The organism is Rhodoferax sp. EU05-FHT12H12 (assembly GCF_058791215.1).
Genome location: NZ_JBYTDI010000003.1, coordinates 174444 through 199911 on the forward strand (window position 1 = coordinate 174444; position 25468 = coordinate 199911).

At 64.8% G+C, this 25468-nt stretch carries 23 protein-coding genes and 1 riboswitch; of the genes, 19 read left to right on the forward strand and 4 right to left on the reverse strand.

Annotated features, from left to right (window positions below; all coding sequences use genetic code 11):
* Position 1: 1 nt before the first annotated feature.
* The 3 genes from gmhB to AC3WS7_RS10230 are packed head-to-tail and all read left to right on the forward strand — an operon-like array spanning position 2 to position 2341.
* On the forward strand, positions 2-550 hold the full coding sequence (gmhB, locus tag AC3WS7_RS10220; RefSeq protein ID WP_296470565.1) for a D-glycero-beta-D-manno-heptose 1,7-bisphosphate 7-phosphatase: 549 nt from the start codon (positions 2-4) through the stop codon (positions 548-550).
* Between the two features lie 53 nt (positions 551-603).
* Positions 604-1341, forward strand: a complete 738-nt coding sequence (locus AC3WS7_RS10225) for a lysophospholipid acyltransferase family protein (RefSeq protein ID WP_296470657.1) — start codon at positions 604-606, stop codon at positions 1339-1341.
* A 43-nt stretch (positions 1342-1384) separates the two neighbouring features.
* Positions 1385-2341, forward strand: a complete 957-nt coding sequence (locus AC3WS7_RS10230) for a M48 family metallopeptidase (RefSeq protein ID WP_492656537.1) — start codon at positions 1385-1387, stop codon at positions 2339-2341.
* A gap of 116 nt (positions 2342-2457) precedes the next feature.
* On the opposite strand, the gene AC3WS7_RS10235 is transcribed toward AC3WS7_RS10230, so the two are convergent.
* The 3 genes from AC3WS7_RS10235 to AC3WS7_RS10245 all read right to left on the reverse strand — a co-directional run bounded on the left by AC3WS7_RS10235 (position 2458) and on the right by AC3WS7_RS10245 (position 5551).
* Positions 2458-3153 (reverse strand): glutathione binding-like protein, encoded by a 696-nt coding sequence (locus AC3WS7_RS10235; protein ID WP_492656265.1) that lies wholly within the window; start codon positions 3151-3153, stop codon positions 2458-2460.
* Positions 3154-3185: 32 nt separating this feature from the next.
* The gene (locus AC3WS7_RS10240; RefSeq protein WP_492656538.1) at positions 3186-4394 is read right to left on the reverse strand and encodes an MFS transporter; all 1209 of its coding nucleotides are present in this window, start codon (positions 4392-4394) and stop codon (positions 3186-3188) included.
* Positions 4395-4489: 95 nt separating this feature from the next.
* Entirely contained in the window at positions 4490-5551 is a 1062-nt protein-coding gene (locus AC3WS7_RS10245) for an MBL fold metallo-hydrolase (RefSeq protein WP_492656266.1), read from the reverse strand.
* A gap of 103 nt (positions 5552-5654) precedes the next feature.
* Here AC3WS7_RS10245 and AC3WS7_RS10250 point away from each other — a divergent pair, with 103 nt between their 5' ends.
* The 11 genes from AC3WS7_RS10250 (at position 5655) to thiD (ending at position 18694) form a co-directional block, all read left to right on the forward strand.
* Positions 5655-6086 carry a MerR family transcriptional regulator gene (locus tag AC3WS7_RS10250; RefSeq protein WP_296470580.1) on the forward strand — a complete coding sequence of 144 codons (432 nt, stop codon included), beginning with the start codon at positions 5655-5657 and terminating at the stop codon, positions 6084-6086.
* A 36-nt stretch (positions 6087-6122) separates the two neighbouring features.
* Positions 6123-7304: an isovaleryl-CoA dehydrogenase gene (locus AC3WS7_RS10255; RefSeq protein WP_492656267.1), complete on the forward strand. Its 1182-nt coding sequence runs from the start codon at positions 6123-6125 to the stop codon at positions 7302-7304.
* A 112-nt stretch (positions 7305-7416) separates the two neighbouring features.
* Positions 7417-9432, forward strand: coding sequence for an LTA synthase family protein (locus AC3WS7_RS10260; RefSeq protein WP_492656268.1), 2016 nt, complete (start codon positions 7417-7419; stop codon positions 9430-9432).
* Between the two features lie 8 nt (positions 9433-9440).
* Positions 9441-10106 (forward strand): carbonate dehydratase, encoded by a 666-nt coding sequence (can, locus tag AC3WS7_RS10265; RefSeq protein ID WP_492656269.1) that lies wholly within the window; start codon positions 9441-9443, stop codon positions 10104-10106.
* 64 nt (positions 10107-10170) lie between these two features.
* Positions 10171-12015, forward strand: coding sequence for a bifunctional isocitrate dehydrogenase kinase/phosphatase (gene aceK, locus AC3WS7_RS10270; RefSeq protein ID WP_492656270.1), 1845 nt, complete (start codon positions 10171-10173; stop codon positions 12013-12015).
* 33 nt (positions 12016-12048) lie between these two features.
* The gene (locus AC3WS7_RS10275) at positions 12049-12810 is read left to right on the forward strand and encodes an alpha/beta hydrolase (protein ID WP_492656271.1); all 762 of its coding nucleotides are present in this window, start codon (positions 12049-12051) and stop codon (positions 12808-12810) included.
* A gap of 29 nt (positions 12811-12839) precedes the next feature.
* A riboswitch (TPP riboswitch) is annotated at positions 12840-12940 on the forward strand.
* An 89-nt stretch (positions 12941-13029) separates the two neighbouring features.
* Positions 13030-14904, forward strand: coding sequence for a phosphomethylpyrimidine synthase ThiC (gene thiC, locus AC3WS7_RS10280; RefSeq protein ID WP_492656272.1), 1875 nt, complete (start codon positions 13030-13032; stop codon positions 14902-14904).
* Positions 14905-14906: 2 nt separating this feature from the next.
* A complete protein-coding gene (locus AC3WS7_RS10285; protein WP_492656273.1) occupies positions 14907-15962 on the forward strand; it encodes an FAD-dependent oxidoreductase in 1056 nt (351 codons plus the stop codon).
* The gene (thiS, locus tag AC3WS7_RS10290; RefSeq protein WP_492656274.1) at positions 15959-16186 is read left to right on the forward strand and encodes a sulfur carrier protein ThiS; all 228 of its coding nucleotides are present in this window, start codon (positions 15959-15961) and stop codon (positions 16184-16186) included. Before AC3WS7_RS10285 ends, thiS begins: the two co-directional genes overlap by 4 nt.
* Before the next feature lie 2 nt (positions 16187-16188).
* Positions 16189-17085, forward strand: a complete 897-nt coding sequence (locus AC3WS7_RS10295; RefSeq protein WP_492656275.1) for a thiazole synthase — start codon at positions 16189-16191, stop codon at positions 17083-17085.
* A 7-nt stretch (positions 17086-17092) separates the two neighbouring features.
* Positions 17093-18694, forward strand: a complete 1602-nt coding sequence (gene thiD / locus AC3WS7_RS10300; protein ID WP_492656276.1) for a bifunctional hydroxymethylpyrimidine kinase/phosphomethylpyrimidine kinase — start codon at positions 17093-17095, stop codon at positions 18692-18694.
* On the opposite strand, the gene AC3WS7_RS10305 is transcribed toward thiD, so the two are convergent.
* Positions 18678-20153: a Do family serine endopeptidase gene (locus tag AC3WS7_RS10305; RefSeq protein WP_492656277.1), complete on the reverse strand. Its 1476-nt coding sequence runs from the start codon at positions 20151-20153 to the stop codon at positions 18678-18680. The two genes, thiD and AC3WS7_RS10305, sit on opposite strands and share 17 nt — an antisense overlap.
* A 130-nt stretch (positions 20154-20283) precedes the next feature.
* Here AC3WS7_RS10305 and AC3WS7_RS10310 point away from each other — a divergent pair, with 130 nt between their 5' ends.
* The 5 genes from AC3WS7_RS10310 to AC3WS7_RS10330 all read left to right on the forward strand — a co-directional run bounded on the left by AC3WS7_RS10310 (position 20284) and on the right by AC3WS7_RS10330 (position 25459).
* Complete coding sequence (locus AC3WS7_RS10310) at positions 20284-21465, forward strand: acetyl-CoA C-acyltransferase (RefSeq protein WP_492656278.1); 1182 nt, start codon at positions 20284-20286, stop codon at positions 21463-21465.
* 157 nt (positions 21466-21622) lie between these two features.
* Positions 21623-22306: an SDR family oxidoreductase gene (locus AC3WS7_RS10315; RefSeq protein ID WP_492656279.1), complete on the forward strand. Its 684-nt coding sequence runs from the start codon at positions 21623-21625 to the stop codon at positions 22304-22306.
* A 39-nt stretch (positions 22307-22345) separates the two neighbouring features.
* Positions 22346-23476, forward strand: a complete 1131-nt coding sequence (locus AC3WS7_RS10320) for an acyl-CoA dehydrogenase family protein (protein ID WP_492656280.1) — start codon at positions 22346-22348, stop codon at positions 23474-23476.
* 7 nt (positions 23477-23483) lie between these two features.
* Positions 23484-24404 carry an MBL fold metallo-hydrolase gene (locus tag AC3WS7_RS10325; protein ID WP_492656281.1) on the forward strand — a complete coding sequence of 307 codons (921 nt, stop codon included), beginning with the start codon at positions 23484-23486 and terminating at the stop codon, positions 24402-24404.
* A gap of 23 nt (positions 24405-24427) precedes the next feature.
* Positions 24428-25459, forward strand: a complete 1032-nt coding sequence (locus AC3WS7_RS10330; RefSeq protein WP_492656282.1) for an amidohydrolase family protein — start codon at positions 24428-24430, stop codon at positions 25457-25459.
* Positions 25460-25468: the final 9 nt, after the last annotated feature.

Genomic DNA, 25468 nt, shown 5'->3' on the forward strand with positions numbered 1-25468 from the left:
CATGAAACTCTGCATCCTCGACCGCGACGGCACCATCAACATCGACAGTGCGGAGTTCGTCAAATCGCCCCACGAGTGGCGGCCTCTGCCGGGCGCGCTCGAAGCCATTGCCAAGCTCAACCACGCGGGCTGGCATGTGGTGGTGGCCACCAACCAGAGCGGCCTGGGCCGCGGCCTGTTTGATGTGGTGGCGCTGAACGCCATGCACGCCAAGATGCACACCATGCTGGCGGCAGTCGGTGGCAGGGTGGACGCCATTTTTTACTGCCCGCATGCGCCTGATGACAACTGCCACTGCCGCAAGCCCGAGCCGGGCCTGTTCGAGCAGATTGGTGAGCGCTTTGGCGTGGACCTCAAGGGCATGCCCGCCGTGGGCGACTCGGCGCGCGACCTGATTGCCGGTGCCGCCGTGGGCTGTGTGCCGCACCTGGTGCTGACCGGCAAGGCCGCCGTCTACAAGGGGCGCGAGTTGCCCGAGAGCTTTCCTGCCGGCACCATCGTCCATGACGACCTGGCTGCATTTGCCGAACACCTGGTGGCACAGGCATGAGCGGCATGCCCCCGGTTCCGAACATTGGGCAACCCGCCCGCCCCAACTGGCTGATGGCCGTGCTGCGCTCCAGCCTCCACATGCTGTGGATGCTGGTGACGGTGATGCCCTGGGGCATCATCATGCTGGTCGCATCCATCCGCGTGCGCGGCAAACCACTGTGGTGGATGGCGGTGCGCTGGCTGGGCTGGGCCATTGGCGGCGCACGTGTGCTGCTGGGCATCCGCACCCATGTGATCGGCTGGGAGAACCTGCCCACGGGCGACACCGCTCCCGCGATTCTGCTGGTTAAGCACCAGTCCACCTTCGAGACCTTCTTGATGCCCACCTTGATGCCGCACCCGCTGGCCTATGTGTTCAAGAAAGAGCTGCTCTATGTGCCCTTTTTTGGTTGGGCCATGGGGCGGCTGGACATGATCCATATCGACCGCAGCCAGCGCGCCGAGTCGTTCTCCAAAGTGGTGGCGCAGGGCAAGCGCCTGTTGGCCCAGGGCATCTGGGTCATCATGTTTCCCGAAGGCACACGCATTCCACGCGGTCAGACCGGTACCTACAAGCTGGGCGGCACGCGCCTGGCCGTGGCGACAGGGGCACCAGTCATTCCCGTCGCGGTGACCTCGGCCAAGTGCTGGCCGCGCAAGGCCTTTATCAAGACGCCGGGCGTGGTGGAAGTGTCGATTGGCAAACCCATCCCCAGCGAAGGCCGCGAGCCCAAGGAGCTGATGGCAGAGGTGCAGGCCTGGATCGAGGCCGAGATGCGCCGCCTGGACCCCGAGGCCTACCTTGGCTAGCCAGCGTCCTGTTTCACCAACGGGTCGCCCCAAGGTGAAACGGCTGCCCCCAGTGGGCAATGCCGCAGGTGTCGCAGGGAGTGTGGGGGCGGCCTTGTTGCGTTACACCCTCGATCTTTTTGAGCCTTTTGAGGCCCAGGCCCCCGTGGATATTGCGCAAGTAGCTCCTAAAAACATAGCAAATATCCCACCGGACCAGCCCTTTGTGGCCGGGCAACCGCTGCAGCAGGCGATTTCACCCGCCCACTACGCCCATCCCAAAGCCACGCGCGAGGTGCGCCTGGACGGTGCCGTGGTGGCCTATGCCTTTGCCCGCGGCAAGCGCCGCACCATTGGGTTTGCCGTGGGGCCCGACGGCTTGAGCGTGCGTGCCCCACGCTGGACGCCGCTGGCCGAGGTGGATGCGGCGTTGCAGGAAAAAGCCAGCTGGATTCTGCGCAAACTGGCCGAGACGCGTCAGCGCCAGGCCCGGCAGCAGCAGACCCAAGTGGTCTGGCAAGACGGGGCCGAGTTCCCCTACTTGGGCCAGACCGTGCGCATGGTGCTGGACGCCGGCCACGGTTTTGCTGCCAAGGGCGCCCAGCTGGCAGCAGAGCCCAATGCGCAGGGCGTGTTGCCGCTGCATGTGGCCCTGCCACACACCGCCACGCCCGAACAGATCCGCGACGCCGTACAGGCTTGGCTGATGCGCCAGGCCAAGGCCAACTTTGTGCAGCGCCTGGACCACTTCGCGCCCCAGCTGCAGGTGCAGTGGAAGAAGCTGAGCCTCAGCAACGCCGGCACCCGCTGGGGCAGCGCCAAGTCCGATGGCTCCATCCGCCTGAACTGGCGCCTCATCCACTTCCGCCAGGCCGTGATCGACTACGTGGTAGCCCATGAGCTGAGCCACCTGCGCGTGATGGACCACAGCCCCCGCTTCTGGGACACCGTGCGCTCGGTCGTACCCGATTACGCGGAGTTGCGCGGCAGCCTCAAGGACCCGACCCTGCCCCAGTGGTGAGGTTTCTGCAAGACGGCGTGAACAAGGCGATCGCTTTTTCCAAGCCCCCGACTGCGTTTGACGACGTCCCTTCCATCCAGACCTTGGTGGTCGCTCCCTAGCGGGGAGCCTGCGGTTTACCGGACGGTCTGGGCGTCCTGCCCAAACAGAATCTTCTTGGCCGCCTCGTCCATGCCCGGGTTCTTGATGCTGTCGGCAATCGCGTAGGCGCGTGCGGTGGCGGGGCGCGCCGCTACGCGGGCAAACCAGGCGGCCAAGTGGGGGAAGTCTTCCAGCTTCTGGCCCTGGCGTTCGTAGGGCACGACCCAGGGGTAGCTCGCCATGTCGGCGATGCTGTAGTCGCCCGCAATGTACTCGCGGCCATCGCTCAGGTGTTTGTTCAGCACGCCGTACAGGCGCGCGGTTTCCTTGGTGTAGCGCTCCATGGCGTAGGGCAGTTTCTCGGGCGCGTACTGGTTGAAGTGGTGGTTCTGCCCAGCCATGGGGCCCAGGCCGCCCATCTGCCAGAACAACCATTGCAGCGCCACATTGCGCCCGCGCAGGTCCTGCGGCACAAAGCGGCCGATCTTGTCTGCCAGATACAGCAGGATGGCGCCGGATTCAAACAGTGGAATCGCTGCGCCTCCGTCGCTGGGCGACTGGTCCACGATGGCGGGAATGCGGTTGTTGGGTGCGATGGCCAGAAACTCGGGCTGGAACTGCTCGCCGCGGCCAATGTTGACGGTGTGCAACTGGTAGGGTAGGCCGGCCTCTTCCAGAAACATCGTGATCTTGTGGCCGTTGGGCGTGGTCCAGTAGTACAGGTCAATCATGCAAAGCGCTCCCTTTTCAAAGAGCGCAAACCTTAGCCGATTTGCTTTGGGCTTGCAGCACCGCGCCCAATCCACAGCACGGCCCCACCGATCAGTCCCATGCCCAGCACCAGCACGGTAATCACGCCGCGTGCGTCCGCGCCCTGCGCACCCAGGCCGACGGCCAGCCCTGCCAGCGGTTGTGTCAGGTTGTTGAGCAGCACGACCACACCGCTGGTTTTGCCAAAGTCTTGCGGCGGGATGATGCGCTGACGGCTGGCACGGATGTAGATGCTGAACATCTTGTCGAACCCGATGACCAGCAAAAAGCCCAGCCCATACACCGCGGGGTGCACGGCCCAGGCCGTCATCAGCCCACCCGCCAGCAACAAGGTGTAGGACCACACGCCCAGCGCGTGGCCGCGCCAGTGCACGCGGGCCACCCAGGCCAGCACCAGCACGGTAACCACCGCACCCGCGGTTTGCAGCTGCGCATACACCGCATTGCTTTGGGCCAGCAGGCCGGTCACCATGGCGGCGGCGGTGGCTTGCGTCACACCCACCACCAGGTTGACGCCGGCCGCTAGCGCAATCAGCGGTTTGAGGCCGGGCAGTTGCACGATGTGGTGCAGTGCGGTGCGCAGCGGTACCCACCAGCGTTCCCCCTGCGCGCTGCGGCCCTGGGGCAGGGCGCCGGTGTGCTGGCGCTGCCACCAGGCCAGCCCGGCATCGGCCAGCAGAAACAACAAGGCGCTGACCCCCAACACGCCTTGCCAGGGCCACAGTGCCAGGGCCGCAGCAGCCACCGCCGGGCCGGCCACCATGCCCAACTGGTCGGCAATCTGCGCGTGGGCCAACACCCGCTCAAACCGGTCCCCGGGAAAGATGTGGGGCAGCAGCACCTCGCGCGCCATCACGCCCTGGGTGGTGAACACACCGCAGGCCGCCGACACCAGCACCAGTGCCACCAGCGCGGCATGCCCATGCAAGGCAACGCCGGCTGCCAGTCCGGCGATGCAGCTCAGAGCCCGCAGGGCCTGGCTTTGCCGCAGCAGGCGCATGGGCGGGTGCCGGTCGCTCAGCACCCCGCAGACGGGGAAGGCGACAAAACGCGTGAGTGTTTCCACAAAAAATGCAATCCCGGTCCACGACGCACTGCCGGTCTGTTGGTACACCACCAGTGGCACCAAAAACAGCAAGACCTGGTCCGCCAGGCGCGAGAGCAGCAAGGAGGCGTAAAACAGCAAATGGTGGGTGCGCAGCATGGGCCCACTGTAGCGGCGATCGTTGCGCCCTCAGGCGCTACGGCAGGGTGTCCTGCAGCGTTCCAGTTTTGTAACTGACCAGCGGTGTGCGGCTAGCCCGGGGTGGCTGCAAAGCGCAACACGCCGTCAGCGCCCCGCGTGCGCTGCAGCTGCCCCGCATACCAGAGCGCGTGCAGGTGGGCCACGGCCTCACCCAGTGCGAAGGTGGTCTGGTGAAAGTCCATGGCGCGCGTGAACAGCACGGGAATGATGTTGGCGGCACTGCAGGCCTGCTGGCGGCAGGCTTGCCGCACCTTGTCCAGATGGGCGCGGTGGTGGTCGTGCAGCTGCTGGATGCGTTCATGCAGGCCTGTGAAGGGCTTGCCGTGCGCGGGGAGTACCAGTGTGGACTCGGGCAGGGGACGGAACTTGTCGATGGAACCCAGGAACAGGGCCAGTGCGTCGGCTTCGGGCTCGGACTCGTAGACGCTGACATTGGTGGAGATGCGCGGCAGCATCATGTCACCGCCTATCAGCACGTTCAGGCCTTCGCAGTACAGCGCCATGTGTTCGGGCGCGTGGCCGTAGCCGCTGATGCAGCGCCAGCTGTGCGCGCCTATGCGCAGCGTCTGGCCGTCCAGCAGGCGGTGGTAGTCGTCGGGCACCGAAGGCACCAGGGTGGTGAAGTAGTCGCGCCGGTTCAGCAGCTGGGTCTGGGTCTGGGCATCGTTGAGCCCATGTTGTGCAAAGAAGGCCGCCGTACGTGCACCGCCAAAGCTGGTCGGCGCCATGCAGGCCAGGCGCGCCACCTGGTAGTCCAGTCCGCTGATCCACAAGGGTGCGTTCCAACGCTGGCACAGCCTGTGCGCCAGGCCAATGTGGTCGGGGTGCATGTGGGTGGCGATGACGCGCAGGATGGGCAGGCCTTCCAGCTCGTGGGCGAAGATCTCTTCCCACTGGGCCTTGGCCTCGTCGCGGTGAATGCAGGTGTCCACCACGCTCCAGCCGGCTACACCGTCCATCTCGTCGCGCAGCAGCCAGAGGTTGATGTGGTTCAGCGCGAAGGGCAGGGCCATGCGGATCCACTTGATGCCCGGCGCCACCTCGATGCAGCGGCCGTTCTCGGGCAGGGCGTCGCCCAAGGGGTAATGCAGGCGCTGTTCCAGGTCGTTCATAAGCCCCAATCGTTTTGCTTCATAATTGACGTTTACGTAAACGTCAATCTTGGGCATTGTAGACAGGCGGGGCCTGCTGCCCTGTCGCCACCTTTACCGCACCATGAGCACCACCTACAGCATCAGCGATCTGGCCAAAGAATTTGATTTGACCACCCGTGCCATTCGCTTCTACGAGGACCTGGGGCTGTTGGAGCCCGAGCGCACCGGGCCGGGCGGGCGCAACCGCGTGTACAGCGGGCGTGATCGCACCCGCCTGAAGCTCACGCTGCGGGCCAAGCGCCTGGGGCTGAGCCTGACCGAGGCCAAGGACATCATCGAGATGTATGACAGTCCGCGGGACACGGGGGCGCAGTTGAAGAAGTTTCTGGACGTGCTGGCTGCCCACCGCAAGCAGGTGGAAGAGCAGATGGCCGAGCTCCAATCCAATCTGGACGAGATCAAGGTGCACCAGCGCGAAGCACGGGCGCTGCTGCTGGCCAGCGAAGCCAAGGCCAGCCGGCCCGCCACCACCCCCAAAAAAGCTGCCAGCTGAGCGGCCATTTCAAAACACCATCACGAGGAGACTTCCATGAACAACCTGCCCGGACTGAATTTCCAACTCGGCGAAGACATTGACGCCCTGCGCGACGCGGTGCGCGAATTTGCCCAAGCCGAAATCGCCCCCCGCGCTGCCGAGATCGACCGCAACGACCAGTTCCCGATGGACCTGTGGCGCAAGATGGGGGACCTGGGCGTGCTCGGCATCACCGTCGGCGAGGAATACGGCGGCGCCAACATGGGTTACCTGGCGCACATGATTGCCATGGAAGAAATCTCGCGCGCATCGGCCAGCGTGGGCCTCTCCTATGGCGCGCACAGCAACCTGTGCGTCAACCAGATCAAGCGCAACGGCACCGACGCGCAGCGCGCCAAATACCTGCCCAAACTCATCAGTGGCGAACACGTGGGCGCTTTGGCCATGAGCGAGCCCGGGGCGGGTTCGGATGTCTTGAGTATGAAGCTCAAGGCCGAAGACAAAGGCGGCTACTACCTGCTCAATGGCAACAAGATGTGGATCACCAACGGCCCCGACGCCGACACGCTGGTGGTCTACGCCAAGAGCGAGCCCGAGTTGGGCGCGCGTGGTGTCACCGCCTTTTTGATCGAAAAGGGCATGCCCGGTTTCAGCATTGCGCAAAAGCTCGACAAGCTGGGCATGCGCGGCAGCCACACCGGCGAGCTGGTATTTCAGAACGTGGAAGTGCCGCTGGAAAACGTGCTGGGCCAGGTCAACGGCGGCGCCAAGGTGCTGATGAGCGGGCTGGACTACGAGCGTGCGGTGCTCACCGGCGGCCCGCTGGGCATCATGCAGTCCGTCATGGACAACGTCATCCCCTACATCCACGACCGCAAGCAGTTCGGCCAGAGCATTGGCGAATTCCAGCTGATCCAGGGCAAGGTCGCCGACATGTACACCGTGCTGCAGGCCGGCCGGTCGTTTGCGTACACCGTGGCCAAGAACCTGGACCTGCTGGGCACCGAACACGTGCGCCAGGTGCGCAAGGACTGCGCTTCCGTTATTTTGTGGACGGCCGAGAAGGCCACCTGGATGGCCGGCGAGGGCGTGCAGATCTTCGGCGGCAATGGCTACATCAACGAATACCCGCTGGGCCGCCTGTGGCGTGACGCCAAGCTGTACGAAATCGGGGCTGGCACCAGTGAGATTCGCCGCATGCTGATTGGCCGGGAGCTGTTCGCTGAGACAATGTAGAGCATTGCCCCCACGGTTACCCACTGCGTGTGGCGCCCTGCCCCCCGAGGGGGCCGCGTTCACCTTGGGGCGGCCCTGCGGTGAAACCTAGCCCTACATTGTCCTAACCTGAATGAAATCCGCCATTGCCCGTACCCTGACAACCCTTCTCCATGGTGCCCTGCGCGGCCTGTTGCGCGCCTGGGTGCTGGTGGTGCCGCTGGTGCTGGCACTGTCCTTGGTTCGGCTCGGACAACTGGCCTATTTTTGGCCCAGTGGCTACCAGGCGTCTGGTGCTGACCTGACCGCGGTGGTGATTCAGGGGCTGCGCTTTGACCTCAAGGTCAGCGCCATTGCGGGCTTTGTGCTGCTCCTGCTCTTGCCCTGGGTGTCGGGCAAGGTGCAGGCGCGTATCGCCGGTGTGGTGGCCTTTGTGTTTGTGATGGCCTCGCTGGTCAATCTGCACTATTTCGGCTTTTACAAAACCCCCATCGACTCCCTGGTGTTCGGGCTGGTGGAGGACGACACCGCCGCCGTGCTGGAAACCATCTGGCGCGACTTTCCGGTCATCTGGACCCTGTTGCTGGCGGCAGCACTGACCTGGGCTGCCATCGCCTTGCACCGCGGCTTGGTGCAGCGCCTGCAGCCGGACACCTTGTTGCAGACCCGCCATGCCATGACCAAGGTGTTGGTGGCCGTGTTGGTGCTGTTTGCCATGCTGTTTGCGGGCAAGGGCACCTTGCGGCAGATGGCGCTGCAGCGCCAGCATTTGACGGTCACCACTTCGCAGTTTCTCAACGACATGGTGCCCAACGGCATCATTGCCCTCAAGTACGCGTGGGACAGCCGGGGCCAGTCGCAAAACCTGTCGGACCCGCTGGTGGGCCTGAAGGCCATGGGCTTCGAGTCCCCGCAAGCTGCGGCCCAGGCGCTCGGCTTGCCCATGGGGTCGGACGAGGAAGTCAAGGCCGCGCTCTACCAGCACGATCCCTTGCCGATGGGCACGGCCAAGAAAAACCTGGTGTTCTTTCTGATGGAGTCGTGGAGCGCCGAGCCCATGCTCTACCAGAGCCCCCAGTTCGATGTGCTGGGGCGTCTGGCTCCCACATTGACGGACCCTAGCAAGGTGTGCCACTTCCGCAACTTTGACTCGGCCCATGCAGGCACCCACCCCTCGCTGGAAGCCATTCTGTTCTCCACCCCCATCACCCCGCTCACGCTGGGCGACGTGGGGCGTAAGCCCATTCCCTGGGCGCTGGCCAAGGTGGTGAAGGACGCCGGTTACCAAACGCTGTTTGTGACCTCCGCCCGTTCGGGCTGGCGCGATTTGAACCGCGTGCTCAAAGTGCAGGGCTTCGACGAAGTGGTGGATGCCAACACCCTCAAGGAAGCCTACCCCGAGGCCACACTGGGCATCTGGGGCGTGTGGGACAGCTATGTCTTCAAGTACCTGAGCAAACGCATGGCCGCCCAGCCCACCGACAAGCCGCTGTTTGTGTTTGTGCTCACCAGCACCAACCACCCGCCTTATGACCTGCCCGCCGACTACCAACGCGTGCCGCGCGACATGAGTCTTTGGAAGGGAGAAACCAACTCGGAGACACTCATCCCCAACCTGGACAGCTACCACTACGCGGCGGACCTGCTGGGCGGATTTGTGCAAGAGGTGCAAAGTGGCCCGCTCAAGGACACCACCATCATTGCCGGTACGGGCGACCACAATGTGCGCTCGTTTGGCGTCTACGCCGAGGCCAGCCGCCGCTATCTGGTGCGCCAAGTGCCCTTTGTGATCTGGGGCAGCAAGCTCACTTGCGGCAACCAGCTGGACCAGCCGGCCAGCCACCGCGACATGTTCAACACCTTGCTGCCCTTGGCGGGCATTGATGCGCCCTATATCAACGCCGGGCGCAATCTGCTTAAAGACCTGCCCGCTCAGCCCGACCCCATGAACGCGCCGCGAGCCATGTTCTTCACGGGCGAGGCGCGTAACGCCCAAGGCATGTGGCAACTCGGCAATAAAGCCTCGTTTGTGTGCACGGCGGCCAAGCCGCCTGCGGGGCAGTGCGAGTTCAACGCTCTGGACGACCAGCAAGAACGAGCCCGGTACGGACTTCTGGACTGGCATGTTCGCATCTCACTTAAGAAATAATCACGGCCATGACTGACAAACTCAACGACCTCTTTTCCCGTAACCGCGAATGGGCCGCCGAGATGGAGCGCACCCGCCCCGGCTTCTTCACCGGGCTGGCCAACCAGCAAAAGCCCAAGTACATGTGGATTGGTTGCTCCGACAGCCGTGTGCCCGCCAACGAGATCATTGGCCTGGCGCCGGGCGAAATCTTCGTGCACCGCAACGTGGCCAATGTGGTGGTGCACTCCGATCTGAATGCGCTGTCCACCATTCAGTTCGCGGTGGAGCGGCTCAAGGTCAAGCACATCATGGTGGTGGGCCATTACGGCTGCTCGGGTGTGCAGGCCGCGCTCGAAGGTGCGCGTATCGGCTTGGCCGACAACTGGCTGCGCCACATCCAGGACGTACGGGATCGCCACCGCGACATCCTGGACGTCATCCCCGAGCACGGCAAGGCGGCCGCCTTGTGCGAGCTCAATGCCATCGAACAGGTGGTCAATGTGGCGCAGAGCACGGTGCTGCAAGACGCCTGGGCCGCGGAGCAGGATGTCACGCTGCATGGTTGGGTGTATGGCGTGCATGACGGCTTGGTGCAAGACCTGCACATGACCGTAGCGCGCCAGGACAACCTGGACGCCCTGTACCGCGAGGCCATCTCCGGCGTGCGCCTGATGCCACGAAATCCAAGGTAAATAGGCCTATGGCGCCCGTGGAATATGCGTGAGTAGCTATTAAATTCATAGCATTTTGTCGCCCATGTTCCCCACACGGCTCGACTCCTCGGTGGCCTACGACATCGCCCGGGCGATGCTGGACGGCTTCAAACGCCACTACCAGCTCTTCCGCGCAGAGAGTGCGCGCGCCAAGCACCGCTTTGAAGTGGCCGACTGGCATGGACAGCAGCGTGCGCAGCGGGAGCGCATCGAGTTTTACGACCTGCGCGTAAAGGAATGCTCCAAACGGCTGGAGCGTGAGTTCAAGGCAGGAGAGCAGGGCATGGAGGTGTGGCAGCAAATCAAGCTGCACTACATCGGGCTGCTGGTGGACCACCACCAGCCTGAGCTGGCCGAGACGTTTTTCAACTCGGTCACCACCAAGATCCTGCACCGCAGCTACTTCCAGAACGACTTCATCTTTGTGCGCCCCGCGGTCAGCACCGAGTACATCGAAAACCTGGCGTCCGCGGGCCGCCCCAGCCACCGCCCCACCTACCGCAGCTACTACCCCGCCCAGGACCAAGTGCAGGATCAGCTGGTGCGCATGGTGCAGGACTTCGACCTGCGTGTGCCGTTTGACGACCTGGAGCGGGATACCCATCGGGTGATGGAGGTGATGCGCGCGCAGTTGGGCGAGGTCAAGTTGCGCGCCAACTTCCAGGTCCAGGTGCTGTCCAACCTGTTCTTTCGCAACAAGGGTTGCTACATCATCGGCAAACTCATCAATGGGTTTGTCGAGCACGGTTTTGCGCTGCCGGTGCTGCATGGGCCTGGCGGCAAGCTGCGCATCGATGCCGCGCTGTTTGGCGAAGACGACCTGCTGCGCCTGTTCAGCTTTGCACGCGCCTACTTCATGGTGGACATGGAGATACCGAGCGCCTATGTGCAGTTTTTGTGCGGCATGATGCCCCGCAAGCCACGCAACGAGCTCTACAACGCGCTGGGCCTGGCCAAGCAGGGCAAGACCCTGTTCTACCGCGACTTTCTGCACCACCTGCAGCACAGCACCGACCAGTTCCGCATCGCCGCGGGCATCAAGGGCATGGTGATGCTGGTGTTTGACCTGCCCAGCTACCCCTATGTGTTCAAAGTCATCAAAGACCACTTTCCCCACCAGAAAGAGACCACACGCGCGCAGGTCAAGGCCAAGTACCAATTGGTGAAGCAGCACGACCGCGTGGGCCGCATGGCCGACACGCTGGACTATGGGGATGTGGCCTTTCCACGGGAGCGCTTCAGCGATGCGCTGATCGCCGAGCTGCAGCAGTTTGCCGCCAGCCAGCTGGAGATCAGCGACCGCGATGGGGATGGACAGACCGAGGTCATCATCCAGCACCTCTACATCGAGCGGCGCATGATCCCGCTCAACATCTACCTGCAGGAAGCCTTTGACGCCGGTGGTGCCGACCCCGCCAACACCAGCCCGGCAGCGCTGCGTGCGCGCGAGCAAATCACCCGTGCCGTCATCGACTACGGCTACGCCATCAAGGACATGGTGGCAGCCAACATCTTTCCTGGCGACATGCTCTGGAAGAACTTCGGTGTCACGCGTAACAGCCAGGTGGTGTTCTACGACTACGACGAGATCGAATACCTGACCGACTGCCACTTCCGCAAGGTGCCCGAGCCCCGTAACGAGGAAGAGGAAATGTCCGGCGAGATCTGGTACCGCGTCGGCCCGCACGACGTGTTCCCCGAGACTTTCGCGCCTTTTCTATTGGGCAACCCGCTGGTGCGCGAGGTTTTCATGCAGTACCACGCCAACCTGCTCGATCCTGCCTTCTGGCAGACGCAGAAGGAGCGTATTGCGGCGGGGTATGTGCATGATGTGTTTCCGTATGAAAAGGGCAAGCGGTTTCCTCGCGGCCCACGTCAGGAGGTCTAGCCTATGAGGACATATTGGCGCGCAGCAGTGGCTGTGGTTGCTAGCCTTCTATCCGGCGTGACCCAGGCCGAGGTGGGCACCGTGGTGGATGTGCCCACGCGCCCGGGGGTGACGGTGCGTTACCTGTGGCAAGTTCCTGCGCAACCCCGGGCAAGCGTCATTTTGCTGGTCGGCGGCAATGGTGGTTTGCACCTGGGGGCTGACGGCAGCCTTGGTGGCATGGGGGGGAACTTCTTGTCGCGCACCCGTGCGCAATTCCTCCAGCAAGGCCTGGCGGTGGCACTGATGGACGCCCCCTCGGACCGGCAGGTGCCGCCATTTCTCAGCGGGTTTCGCCAGACGCCCGAGCATGTGGCAGACCTGAAGGCATTGATCGCGGATGTTCGCCAGCGCGGCCAGCTTCCGGTGGCGCTGGTGGGGACCAGCCGGGGAACGCAGTCTGCAGCGGCAGTGGCCATCGCCCTGGCCGAGTCCGGAGGTCCGGATGCGCTGGTCCTGACCTCGACCATCCTCACCGATCCGCAGAGCAAGGCCGTGCCCAAGATGGCCTTGGACACGCTGCGTATTCCGGTGCTGGTCATGCACCACCAGCAGGACGGATGCAAACTGTGTTCACCCGCGGACTTGCCCATGCTATTGGGCAAATTGCCCGCGGGGTATCAGGTTCGCATGTACGAAGGGGGCGGCAATGTCGGGGACCCCTGCGAGGCCATGGCTTACCACGGCTTCAATGGATTGGAACGCCGCGTCGTGCAGGATTTAAGCGTTTGGTTGATGGACAGCGTGCTCCGTTGACGGAGTCGCATCTGGGTTTGACGTACACTCCGCCCTGCCCGGGGTGCGCAATGGTTGCGCTGAGATGGATTCCGAACCCGCGAACTTGATCTGGTTCATACCAGCGTAAGAAGTGCAGCGCAGCCGACGGCCGAATGCCGTCCGGGCGGCGTCTTTTTTCATCAGTTTGCGGAGCCGTGTTTTTTCTCTGAGTCTTCGGGTCTTAACCGGAGAACTCCCGTGAACGCACCCGACAAACTCGCCCAGTTCATTCGCCTCACGCGCGAACCGCTTCCCGCCTCCACCAAACGTTATCTGCAAGGCAGCCGCCCCGACATTCAGGTGCCGCTGCGCGAAATCATGCAGAGCAACGGCGAGGCCATCACGGTCTACGACACCTCCGGCCCCTATACCGACCCGCGCGCCGACATCGACGTGCGCCAGGGCCTGCCGCTGGTGCGCCAGGGCTGGGTGGATGGTCGGGGCGATACCGAGTTGTACGTGGGCCGCCCGCCGTTTGCGCTGGACGATGGCCTGAAGAACGGCGAGACCGATGCGCTGGCCGCCCTGCGCGCCCAGGCCGCCGGTCTGCAGCGCCAGCCACGCCGCGCGCGCAGTGGTGCCAACGTCACGCAAATGCACTACGCGCGCAAAGGCATCGTCACGCCCGAGATGGAGTACGTGGCCCTGCGCGAAAACCAGAACCTGGAGTGGCAGGCGCAGTACCTGGGCAATGCCGAGCGTGAAGCGCGCCTGGCCGGCAACAGCTTTGGCGCCAGCATCCCCAAAGTGGTGACGCCCGAGTTTGTGCGCGACGAGGTGGCCCGTGGCCGCGCCATCATCCCGGCCAACATCAACCACACCGAGCTGGAGCCCATGGCCATTGGCCGCAACTTCCTGGTCAAGATCAACGCCAACATCGGCAACTCGGCGGTGACGTCGAGCATCGAAGAGGAAGTGGAAAAGCTGGTCTGGTCCATCCGCTGGGGCGCCGACACGGTGATGGACTTGTCCACCGGCAAAAACATCCACACCACGCGCGACTGGATCGTGCGCAACAGCCCCGTGCCCATCGGCACCGTGCCGATTTACCAAGCATTGGAAAAAGTCGGTGGTATTGCCGAAGACCTGACCTGGGAAATCTTCCGCGACACGCTGATCGAGCAGGCCGAGCAGGGCGTGGACTACTTCACCGTGCACGCCGGTGTGCGCCTGCCCTTCATCCACCTCACGGCGAATCGTGTGACGGGCATCGTCTCACGCGGCGGCTCCATCATGGCCAAGTGGTGCATCGCCCACCACAAGGAGAACTTCCTCTACACGCACTTCGACGAGATGACGGAGATCATGCGTGCGTACGACGTGAGCTATTCGCTGGGTGATGGCCTGCGCCCCGGCAGCGGTGCGGATGCCAACGACGAAGCCCAGTTCGCCGAGCTGCGCACGCTGGGCGAGCTGACGCACAAAGCCTGGCAGCAAGATGTGCAGGTGATGATCGAAGGCCCCGGTCACGTGCCCATGCACATGGTGCAGGCCAACATGACCGAGCAACTCAAGCACTGCGGCGAAGCCCCGTTCTACACGCTCGGGCCGCTGACCACGGACATTGCACCCGGCTACGACCACATCACCAGCGGCATCGGCGCCGCCATGATTGGCTGGTTCGGCACTGCCATGCTCTGCTACGTCACTCCCAAGGAACACCTGGGCCTGCCCGACCGCGAAGACGTGAAGGTCGGCATCATCACCTACAAGATTGCCGCGCACGTGGCCGATGTGGCCAAGGGCCATCCGGGCGTGCGGGCACGGGACGACGCACTCTCCAAGGCGCGCTTCGAGTTTCGCTGGATGGACCAGTTCAACCTCTCGTTGGACCCCGACACCGCCAAGCAGTTCCACGACGAAACCCTGCCGGCCGAGGGCGCCAAGGTGGCGCACTTCTGCTCCATGTGCGGCCCCAAGTTCTGCAGCATGAAGATCACGCAAGAGGTGCGCGAGTACGCCAAGAACCTGGGCGTGAGCGACGAGCAGGCGCTGCAGTCGGGCATGGATGTGATGTCCGATGCGTTCAAGAAGGTGGGCGGGGAAATCTACATCCCCATCGCCAAGGCCTGACCGTGGCAGCCCAACGCATAGGCATTGCCGGTGCCGGCGTGCTCGGTCGGCTGCTGGCGTTCACGCTCAGCCGCGCGGGCCACGCCGTGCAGGTGTTTGACCCTGCATCCGGGCCTGGTCCGCAGGCGGACTCGGGCTCGCTGGCGGCAGGCTGGACGGCGGCGGGCATGCTGAGCCCGGTGGCCGAACTGGAGCGTGCGGGGGCCGAGGTGTTTGCGCTGGGCTTGCGTTCCTGTGTGCTGTGGCCGCAGATTGTGCAAGGCCTGAACCAGCCCGTGGACCTGCGCATGCAGGGCAGCCTGCTGCTGGCGCACCGCGGCGATGCGGGCGCGGCCCAGCGCGTGGTCGGGCTGCTGCAGGCCAAGGCTGATGCACCGTACCAACCGCAACCCTTGTCACTGGACGCACTGCGCGAACTGGAGCCCGCCATTCAAGGCCCGGCGCTGGCCTGGCTGCTGCCCTGCGAGGGGCAGATTCACCCCTGGCAGGCGCTGCAGGCCCTGGCCGCACAAGGGGCCGAGCAGGGCGTGCAATGGCACTGGAATCGTAGTGTGACAAGGGTGGATGCGGGTGAGTTGCTGGTGGGTGCCATCCACCCCGAGCGGCATACCTTCGACCACGTGTTTGACGTGCGCGGCGTGGGCGCCAAGCCCGCGCTGCCGGTGCGTGGTGTGCGCGGCGAAGTGTTTTGGCTGCACGCGCCTGGTGTGCCGCTGCACCGCCCCGTGCGCCTGCTGCATCCGCGCCACTCGGTGTACCTGGTGCCGCGGCCGGATGATGTCATCGTGGTCGGCGCCAGCGAGATCGAGAGCGACGACCGCTCCCCCGTGTCCCTGCGCAGCACGCTGGAGCTGCTGAGCGCCGCCCACAGCGCCATCCCCGCATTGGCCGAGGCACGCGTGGTCCACACCGAGACCAACCTGCGCCCCGCGCTGCCCGACAACCTGCCCGCACTGCGCCACGCACCGGGCCTCACCGTCATCAACGGCCTCTTTCGCCACGGCTGGCTCATTGCACCGGCCTTGGTGGAGCAGGCCCTGCACGAGTTATCGCTATGAGCACCCCAGACACTGCGCTGCACACCATCACCGTGGTGGTGAATGGCAACCCCGAAAGTACCACCGCCCGCACCCTGCAAGCCTGGGTGGAGGCGCGCGGCGTGCTGCCTGCGGCCGTTGCCACCGCCGTCAACGGCCAGTTTGTGCCGCGCAGCCAGCGCGCCCAGCAGCCGCTGAATGAGAGCGACACCATCCTGACCTTCCAACCGATAGAAGGAGGTTGAGCATGTCCGCAACACCAAGAGACTGGGCGCCTGAGCGCTTTGCGCAGGTCAAGGAGGAGCCCGCACCGCGGGCGGGGGACACGGAGCAGAACGTCCGGCTTCCCAGTCGCTCCGCCGATCAAAGCCAATGGCACATAGGCGGCCGCACCTTAAGCAGCCGCTTCTTCCTGGGCACCGCCAGCTACCCGTCCCCGCACGTGCTGCAACAAGCCATTGCCGCCTCCGGCGCCCAGGTCGTCACCATGGGCCTGCGCCGCCAACTCGCCCATGGCGCAGAGGCTGGCGATTTCTTTGCGCTCATCCAAGCCACCGGCGCCCACCTGCTGCCCAACACCGCCGGCTGCCACACCGCACGCGAAGCCATCACCCTGGCCCACATGGCGCGCGAGCTGTTTGACACCACCTGGATCAAGCTCGAAGTGGTGGGCGACGCCCACACCCTGCAGCCCGACCCGTTTGAGCTGCTGACCGCCGCCACGCAGTTGGTGAAAGACGGCTTTGAGGTCTTCCCCTACTGCATGGACGACCTGGTGAGCTGCCAGCGCCTGCTGGACGCGGGTTGCAAGCTCCTGATGCCCTGGGGCGCGCCCATTGGCTCGGGCCAGGGGCTGGTCAACCCTGGCGCGTTGCGCACGCTGCGTGCGCGCCTGCCCGGCGTGCCGCTCATCGTGGATGCAGGCATCGGCTCGCCGGCCGATGCCGTGCAGGCCATGGAGCTGGGGCTGGACGCCGTGCTGCTCAACAGTGCCGTGGCCCACGCCGTGGACCCGGTGCGCATGGCGCGCGCCTTCAAGCTGGGTATCGAATCTGGCCGCATGGCGTTCGAGGCTGGCGTCATGGCCCGCCAGGACATGGCCGTAGCCTCCACCCCGGTGGCGGGCCATCCCATCTTGCTCTGAGAGTGCTATGAAAAAAGAAGCTGCTCGCGCAATATCCATAAGGGCTAGAGGCACTTTTGGTACTGAAGTACGCCCGGTGGCCGCTGGCGTGCGCCCCGTAGTCTGGAGCATTGCCGGCTCGGACTCGGGCGCTGGCGCCGGCCTGCAGGCGGACCTAAAAGCGCTACAGGCCTTTGGCGTGCATGGCTGTACGGCCGTGGCCGCCATCACGGCGCAAAACTCGGTGGCCGTCACCCGCGTGGAGCCGGTGAGCGCCGATGTGCTGGACGCGCAGCTGCGTGCGTTGGCGCAAGACTTGCCGCCGCAGGCCATCAAGACCGGGCTGCTGGGCAGCGTGGACAACGTGCGCGTGGTCTGCCAGTGGGTGGACCGCCTGCGCGCGCAGGGCCAACCGGTGGCGCTGGTGGTGGACCCGGTGCTGGGCGCCACGACCGGGGCCCGTTTTGCGGGCGACGCGCTGGTGCAAGCGTATGTGCAGGAGTTGTTGCCGCGTGCCACGCTGGTCACACCCAATCGTGCGGAGGCTGAACGCCTGTTGGCGTTGGTGGGGCAAGGTGCGTCTGCCACAGTGCCGGAGGCCGCGGCCGCCCTTGCGGGGCTGGCACCAGGCAGTCTGTCTGTGGTGGTCACGGGCGGCGATACATCGGGGCGCGACGGGCTGGCCGCCGACTGGCTGCACTGCCCGCAAGCCACCGGCTGGCTCAGCCTGCCACGCGTGGACACGCGGCACCACCACGGCACGGGCTGCACCTTTGCCGCCACCGCCGCCGCCGCGCTGGCCAGCGGCTACTGCGTGGCCGACGCCTTGGTGCTGGCCAAGATGGCCACCACGCACGCCCTGCGCCACGCCTACGCCGCAGGGCAGGGCGCGGGCCCGGTGCAGGCGCTGCCGGACTTTGCGCAACACATCGACAACCTGCCCGCTTTGACGCTGCCGGGTGCCACAGCACCGTTGGCCGTGCATGCGCTGCAGCCCTTCGCACCGCTGAGCAACCCGGCGCTGGGTGTCTACGCCGTGGTGGACAGCGCCGCCTGGGTGCGCCGCGTGCTGGCCGCCGGTATCCGCACCGTGCAGCTGCGTATCAAAGACCCCGCGGAGCCCACGCTGGCGGCGCAAATGGCAGAGAGCATTGCCATCGCACGCGCCACGCCGGGTGCGCAACTCTTCATCAACGACCACTGGCAACTGGCCCTGCAGCACGGTGCGTATGGCGTGCATCTGGGTCAGGAGGATTTGGAGCAGGTGGACCTGCAGGCGCTGCGCCAGGTCGGCGTGCGCTTAGGGCTCAGTACCCACAGCTACTGGGAGGTGGCCCGCGCCTGGGCGCTGCGCCCCAGCTACATCGCCTGCGGCCCCATCTTCGCCACGCAAAGCAAAGACATGCCCTGGATTCCCCAGGGGCTGGACAACCTGCGCTACTGGGCCCGCGTGCTGCCCCTGCCCGTGGTGGGCATTGCGGGCATTGATGCCGGCAACGTGGCCGAGGTGGCCGCGACGGGCGCGGCCAGCGCGGCGGTGATTTCGGCGATCACCAAGGCGGCCGATCCGGAACAGGCTTGCACGGCGCTGCTGCAGGGCTTTGCGTGCGGCACTACACCTTCGACTTGAGCGTGAGGGCGATGTAGTTTTTGTCCCCTTCATGCTGCACCAGCAGCGCCACCGAGCCTTTGGCCTGCGCCAGCAGCGCGCGGGCCTGCTCCACCGAGGTGACGGGTACATGGTTGATGGCCAGAAGGATGTCGCCGGGTGCAATGCCGGCTTTGTCAGCCTCGGGCTGCACACCTTCGACCATCAGGCCGTGGCGCGCATCGGCGGCACGCTGTTCCACGGGGAGCAGGGGGCGCACGGCCAAGCCCAGCTGGGGGAGCACAGGAACGTTGGCCAGCGAGTCGGCCAGCGGTTTGGCCAGGGTGGGGTCTTCCAGTGTGGCGCGCGTCTGAATTGCCCGTCCGTTGCGCAAGACGTCGATCTGCATCTGCTGGCCTGGCACGGCCATGGCCACCCACAGCGGCAGGTCGCTCGATGCCAGGATGGCGTGACCATCGATGCCCACAATCACATCGCCGGGCTGCAAACCCGCCTTGGCCGCGGCTGTGTCGGTGCGGACTTCCGAGATCAGGGCGCCAACGGGGCGGGGCAGCTTGAACGCATCGGCCAGCGCCTGGGTCACTTCCTGTACCGACACACCCAGCACGCCATGTGATGCATGGCCGGTGGCGACGATCTGGCGCTGCACCGATTGCGCCAGATCAATGGGAATGGCAAAGCTCAGGCCCTGGTAGCCGCCGCTGCGGGTGTAGATCTGCGAGTTGATGCCCACCACTTCACCGCGCGCATTAAACAGCGGGCCGCCCGAGTTGCCGGGGTTGATGGCGGCATCGGTCTGGATGAAGGGCACGGTGTAGTCGTCGGGCAGGCTGCGGCTCTTGGCGCTGACCACGCCGGTGGTGACGGTGTTGTCCAGCCCAAACGGTGAGCCGATGGCCAACACCCATTCGCCCACGCTCAGGTCGGCCGGCTTGCCGATGGCGACGGTGGGCAGGTTGCTGGCTTCAATCTTCAGCACGGCCACGTCGGTCTTGGCGTCGCTGCCCAGTACCTTGGCCGTGAACTCGCGCCGGTCGGTCAGTTTGACGGTCACTTCGGTGGCATGGGCGATGACGTGGGCATTGGTCAGCACCAGGCCGTCGGTACTGACGATGAAGCCCGACGCCCGCCCACTGACCGGGATCTGCATGCTGGCGCCGGTGGCGCCAAACTGCTCCTGGAACTTGCGCAGAAACAGCTGTGTGGGGTCTTCGCTGTCGGCGCCTTTGGCGTTGGCACTGTTGTCCTTGCTGTCCGCGGTGATCAGCCGCGTGCCGCTCACACTGATGTTGACCACCGCCGGGCCGTAGCGTTGCACGATCTGCGCAAAGTCGGGTGTGCCCAGCGTGCGGATGGCCGGTGGCGTTGCACTGGCGGGGCTGGTGGTTTGCGCGTGGCCGGTGGCCAAGAGGCTGGTGCCAGCCAGGACGAGAAGGGCGGTGCGCATCAGGCGCGGCAGGGTGGGGGCAAGGGCTTTCATGCCGCCCATGGTGCCGGGCCCGCATGAAGACGTGTGTGCCGCAGGTGAAGCGGCGGTAAAGTTTTTTCTGCCACAATTGACGTTTACGTAAACGTCAATTGCATTCACCCCCAGCCAACCGAGGAAGACCATGCCAGACTCCATCGTGATCGTCAGCGCCGCCCGCACCCCCATGGGGGGCTTTCAGGGCGATTTTTCCAGCCTTGCCGCCCATGACCTGGGCGGTGCCGCCATCCAGGCCGCCGTGCAGCGCGCCGGCATCAGCCCCGAGCTGGTGACCGAAGTGATTTTTGGCAACTGCCTGATGGCCGGCCAAGGCCAGGCACCGGCGCGCCAGGCGGCATTCAAGGGCGGCCTGCCCAAGAGCGCCGGTGCGGTCACGCTGAGCAAGATGTGCGGCTCCGGCATGCGCGCGGCCATGTTTGCGCACGACATGCTGCTGGCCGGCAGCCACGATGTGCTGGTGGCCGGTGGCATGGAGAGCATGACCAACGCACCGCACCTGCTGCTCAAGGGCCGCAGCGGCATCCGCATCGGCCACGACCGCGTGATGGACCACATGATGCTGGACGGCCTGGAAGACGCCTACGAGGCTGGCCGCTCCATGGGCACCTTCGGTGAAGACTGCGCCGCCAAGTACAGCTTCACCCGCGAACAACAAGACAATTTCGCCACGGCCAGCGTGCAGCGTGCGCAGGCAGCTATCCAATCAGGAGCATTTGAGGCGGAAATCACCCCCGTGACGGTCAAGACCCGTGCGGGCGATGTGCAGATCAGCGTGGACGAAGGCCCGGGCAAGATCAAGCTGGACAAGATTCCCACGCTCAAGGCCGCGTTCAAGAAAGACGGCACCATCACCGCCGCCAGCAGCAGCTCCATCAACGACGGCGCGGCCGCCATGGTGCTGATGCGCGCGGGCACCGCTGCCGAGCTGGGCTGCAAGCCCCTGGCCCGCATCGTGGCCCACGCCACCCACGCGCAGGAGCCCAACTGGTTTGCCACCGCCCCTGTGGGCGCCACGCAGAAGCTGCTGGCCAAAGCCGGCTGGAAGGTGGAGGACGTGGACCTGTGGGAAGTCAACGAAGCCTTTGCCGTGGTGCCCATGGCGCTGATGGCCGAGCTGCACATTCCGCACGACAAAGTCAACGTGAACGGCGGCGCCTGCGCGCTGGGCCACCCGATTGGCGCCTCCGGTGCGCGCATCATGGTGACGCTGATCCACGCGCTGAAGGCGCGTGGCCTTAAAAAAGGTGTGGCGACCTTGTGCATTGGCGGCGGTGAAGCCACCGCGCTGGCGCTGGAATTGCTATAAATTCAGGAGCTGTTTGCGCATATTCTGCGTGGGCTGGAGTGCCAAATGACCATGCGGGGATGTGGAGTGTCGGGGGCCGATTTCTGCGCGTTTGGCAGTATGAGGCCCCCGGCACTCCGCATTCCTGCATAGCGGGCGCCACTAACTTGGAGTGAGCATGACTGTTTTTGTAATAGGTGCATCGCGCGGCATTGGCCTGGAACTGGTGCGCCAGTACCTGGATGCCGGTGAACGCGTGATTGCCACCGCACGCGACGAAGCGGGACTGGCGCGCCTGCGCGACCTGGGCGCCCAGGCCATGAAGCTGGACGTGAGCAACCCCGCCAGCATCAGCGGCCTGAGCTGGCAGCTCGATGGCGAGAAGATTGATGTGGCCTATTACGTGGCTGGTGTGTTCGCGCAAGAGGATGCCAAGTCCCCACCCACGCAGCAGGCTTTTGATTCCATGATGCACGCCAACGTGCTGGGCGCCATGCAGGCGCTGCCGCAGGTGGCACCCTGGGTGGAAGAGGCGCAGGGCCAGTTCGTGTTTTTGACCAGCGACTTTGCGCAAATCAGCGGTGTCGAAAACAGCCGCGCTTGGGTCTACCACGTCAGCAAGGCTGCGCTGAACATGGCCGTGGTGGCGGCGCAACCCGACTACCCCACGGCGCAGTTTTTGCTGATCCACCCCGGTTGGGTGCGCACCGACATGGGCACCCCCGATGCCCCTCTGCTGCCCGAAGAGAGCGTCGCCGCCATCCGCACCACCGTGGCGGCACGTAAGACAGACAAGACCGGGTTTGCCTGTGGCGACGTGCCGTATTTGCGCTGGGACGGCAGCGCATTCGATAGCTGGTAAGCCGGCACGCCCCCCCAAAAAAACGAGAGAGACAAGCCCATGCTGCTGACCCAAGACCAGGAAATGGTGCGCGACGCCGTACGTGCCTTCGCCCAGGCCGAACTCTGGCCCCACGCGCCCCAGTGGGACAAGGACCACACCTTCCCCAAGGCCGCCCACCAGGGCCTGGCCGCGCTGGGCGCCTACGGTATCTGCGTACCCGAACACCAGGGCGGTGCGGGGCTGGACTACGTGACCCTGGCCCTGGTGCTGGAAGAAATTGCTGCGGGCGATGGTGGCACCAGCACGGTGATCAGTGTGACCAATTGCCCGGTCAACGCCATCCTCATGAAATACGGCAACGCGCAGCAGCACCAGCAGTGGCTGGAGCCGCTGGCGCAAGGCCAACTGTTGGGTGCCTTCTGCCTGACCGAGCCGCATGTGGGCAGCGATGCTTCTTCGCTCAGAACCACCGCCGTGCGAGAGGGCGACGAGTACGTCATCAACGGCGTAAAGCAGTTCATCACCAGCGGCAAGCATGGCGATGTGGCCATCGTCATCGCGGTGACCGACAAGGGTGCGGGCAAGAAGGGTATGAGCGCCTTTCTGGTGCCCACCAACGCGCCGGGCTACGTGGTGGCGCGGCTGGAAGACAAGCTGGGCCAGCACAGCAGTGATACCGCGCAGATTAACTTCGACAACTGCCGCGTGCCCGTAGAGAACCTGATCGGCAAAGAGGGCGAGGGTTACGGCATTGCCTTGGGCGGGCTGGAGGGCGGGCGCATTGGCATCGCCGCGCAAAGCGTGGGCATGGCGCGCAGCGCCTTCGAGGTGGCCGTGGCCTACGCCAAGGACCGCCAGAGTTTTGGACAGCCCATCTTCAACCACCAGGCGGTGGGTTTTCGTTTGGCCGAATGCGCCACGCAGATCGAGGCCGCGCGGCAATTGATCTGGCACGCCGCCGCGCTGCGCGATGCGGGTCGCCCCTGTTTGAAGGAAGCCGCCATGGCCAAGCTCTTTGCCAGTGAAATGGCGGAGAAGGTCTGCAGTACCGCCATCCAGACGCTGGGCGGTTACGGCTACGTGAGCGACTTTCCGGTGGAGCGCATCTACCGCGATGTGCGCGTCTGCCAGATTTACGAAGGCACGAGTGACGTGCAGAAGATCATCATCCAGCGCGCACTGGGCTGAGGTACCCATGGCCGTCACCTTGCCTTCCGGTGTCACCCTCTTCGAGCGGGGCTGGCTCTCCAGCAACAACGTCCTGATCGAGGGCGAGGGCGGTACCGTACTCATCGACAGCGGCTACTGCACCCATGCGGAGCAGACGCTGGCGCTGGTGGACTCTGCTTTGCAGGGGCGCCCACTGGACTTGCTGCTCAACACCCATTTGCACAGCGACCACTGCGGTGGCAATGCCGCGCTGCAGGTGCGCTACCCGGCGCTGCAGACCCACATTCCGCCGGGCCACGCCGAGTACGTGCGTGTGTGGGATGCGCACGCACTGAGCTACACACCCACGGGGCAGCAGTGCCCACCGTTTCGGCTGGATGCCACGCTGCAGCCCGGTACCGAGATGCGCCTGGGCGACCTGCCGTGGCAGGTACATGCCGCGCCGGGGCACGACCCGCATTCAGTCATCCTGTTCGAGCCTGCCAGCCGCACCCTGGTGTCGGCCGATGCGCTGTGGGAGCGTGGCTTTGGCGTGGTGTTCCCCGAGCTGGATGGCGAAGGTGCGTTTGACGAGGTGGCCGCCACGCTGGACCTGATTGAGCGGCTGAACCCGGCCACCGTCATTCCTGGCCACGGCACCGCGTTTGCCGATGCGCCCGCGGCGATCGCGTTTGCACGCCAGCGGCTCAACGGCTTTGTGCAGAACCCGGCCAAGCATCTGCAATACGCGGCCAAAGTGTTGCTCAAGTTCAAGCTGCTGGAGGCCCAGCACCTGGAGATGGACACGCTGCTGGGCTGGGCCCGCGGCACGCCTTACTTTGCGACCATGCTGGCCACGCACTTTGCGGGGCAGGCTTTTGAAGCCGCGGCGGGTCAACTGGTGCAAGACCTCGTGCGCTCGGGGGCTGCTCACGTGCAAGATGGCGTGGTGTACAACGCTGGTTGAACCACATTCTGGAGGTACTGCCGATGCGATGCCGATTGTTCTGCTTTGCCGCAATGCTGCTGTGTTGGGGCGGTGCCCGGGCCCAATCGGTGGAGTGGATAGACACCCACTTTCACTTCACCATGGACGATGCCTCCAGCACTGCCGAGCTGGTGGCCAAAGCCAGGACCCTCATGCAGGCAGAGAACATGCGCATGATGGTGGTGTCCTCGCAGCCGCGGCCCAATATGGCGGGGTCCGATTTCCTGGCGGTACAGCGCGAGTTGGCGGCGGACGGCAAGCAGTTTGCCGTCATGGCGGGCGGCAACTCCCTGAATCCTCTGATGCACCAGATCCACGAAGGCAAAGTCCCGCCGGAGAAAGTCGCCGCCTTCCGGGCCCTGGCGGAGCAGTCCGCGCAGAGTGGCGTCAAGGGCTTCGGTGAAATCGCCTTGCACCACCTCTCGCTGAACGATTTGCATGCCTATGAGGCGATTCCCGCCGACGACGGTTTGGTCAAAACCCTTGTGGATGTGGTGGCCCAATACGATCTGGTGCTGGATGTCCATTTCGACCCGGTGCTGGCCAGAATGGCCAAACCTGCAGAGCTGACATCACCCAACAACCCTGCCGAGTTTGCGCCCAATTTCGAAGCCTTTGAGCGGCTCCTGGCCTACAACCGCAAGGCCCGGATCGTGTGGGCCCATGCCGGTGGCAACGACATGCTGGGTGACTTCACCCCGCGGCTCGCAGCCGCCATGCTGGAGCGGCATCCGAATCTGTACATGAGCCTGCGCCCCCGCGGCATGCAAGCTGGGGTGATGTTGCAAGGCCGGGGCAAACTCAATCCGGAGTGGATGGCGGTGGTGCAGAAATATGCCGATCGTTTTGTCATGGGCAGTGACAGTTTTCTGGTGGCCGACAAGGCCCAGGGTGGCCCCGCCGCGCGCATTTTTGCAGAGCGCTCTGCCACCCAGCGCCAGGGCATCCTGATGGTCTTGGCGGCCTTGCCTCCTGACGTGGCGCGCAAAGTGGCGTTTCAGAACGCTGTCCGGATTTACAAACTTGAACCCTGAGGACCCGCA